The sequence below is a fragment of the Oleiphilus sp. HI0128 genome (assembly GCF_001635365.1).
Map to the genome: position 1 here is coordinate 1 of NZ_LWGG01000098.1, position 1506 is coordinate 1506.

Annotated in this window: 2 protein-coding genes; both read left to right on the forward strand. The window is 45.7% G+C overall.

Annotated elements, in window-relative coordinates; translation table 11 throughout:
* A partial coding sequence (locus A3763_RS01230) for a YggT family protein (RefSeq protein ID WP_231872063.1) occupies positions 1-363 on the forward strand: 363 nt, incomplete at its 5' end.
* A gap of 158 nt (positions 364-521) precedes the next feature.
* Positions 522-1506 (forward strand): dynamin family protein (locus A3763_RS01235; protein ID WP_197482669.1); only part of this gene is annotated, 985 nt, incomplete at its 3' end.

Sequence of the window (1506 nt, forward strand, 5' to 3'; positions counted from 1 at the left end):
GATCTGGCTTCATTGGTGCTAGCAATATTAGTACAGACAGTTGCTGTTGGTATCAAGGTTGCGGTGTTGGGGTATGCGATATCGAATCCGATTAATATTGTTTTGTTATCGGCCATATTGGTTGCGAGCTTTTTAATAAAAATCTATTTTTGGTCTCTAATTATCATGATCGTTGCAAGTTGGATTGCACCCGGCAGCGGGCACCCAGCCTTACTCTTGATTAATCAGATTACCGAGCCCTTGATGAAGCCCTTTCGTAAGATCTTGCCAGCTATGGGCGGCTTGGATTTATCACCAATATTTGCATTTCTTACGCTTCAGGTGCTCGAAACGGTCGTGAGCCATTTAATGCGAATGATCTGACGCTTAGATAGTCTTAAGGGCTAAGCTTTGTGTAGGGAATGCCAATACCCGCACAGATAAATTACCTATAAGGGTCTATGATCGTGAAGGAATAGGCGGAAGCTTTTAATGGCTCGCCTGGAATGATTGCTTTTAAGCACGTTAAGTGGTGACTTTGCATGTCTATAAACGACTTATCACAACAGGTTGATGCCTTCCATGATTGGAAGCGGCAGCTGAGTAGCTCCGTTGAGCGCTACAAACAGTGGTTGGTCGATGCTGGCTTGTATAGTAACGAACTCGATGCTCGCTTACAGCGTGGTTTAGGGCTTTTACACGATGAGTTACTAACGGTAGCCCTGGTTGGGGAATATTCCCGAGGTAAAACAGAACTGATCAACGCCTTGGTATTCTCAAGCTTTGGCCAGAGAATGTTACCGTCCCAGGCGGGTCGTACGACCATGTGCCCGACTGAAATTTTCTACGATCAACACCAGAAAAAAAACTACCTCAAGCTATTACCGATCGACTCCCGATCACAAAACCAGACCATTAGCGAATTAAAAAAGAGCGACCATGAGTGGCGTTATTTTCCCATTGATCCTCGTAATCAAGAGTCGATGGCTGAAACACTCAGGCAAATCGCTGAAACACGAGTGGTTTCTTTTGCCCAGGCGCGTGAACTAGGCTTTGATGAAGGCTCGCTGGAACGCGCCAAGAATTCAGATAAGGTCTTAATACCGGCGTGGCGCCATGCTTTATTGAGCCTTGATAGCCCGATCTTACGCAAAGGTTTATGTATCCTGGATACGCCAGGTTTAAACGCCTTAGGCTCAGAGCCCGAACTCACCATTAGCATGATTCCTAATGCCCAGGCTGTTATCTTTATGCTGAGTGCTGACACGGGCGTTACAGCCAGTGACATGGCAATCTGGAAGCAGTATATCGATGTGCATGAGTCTGAACACCGTGCAGGTCGTTTTGCTGTGCTGAATAAAATAGATGTGCTCTGGGATGACCTGCAGGGTGAACCGCATATTAGTGCTTCGATTGAGCAAATTCGGCACCTAACAGCCAAGCAGCTGAATATGGATGCAGAAGATGTTTTGCCTTTATCTGCAAAACAGGGTTTGATTGCTAAAATCAGAAAAGACCATTCATTAT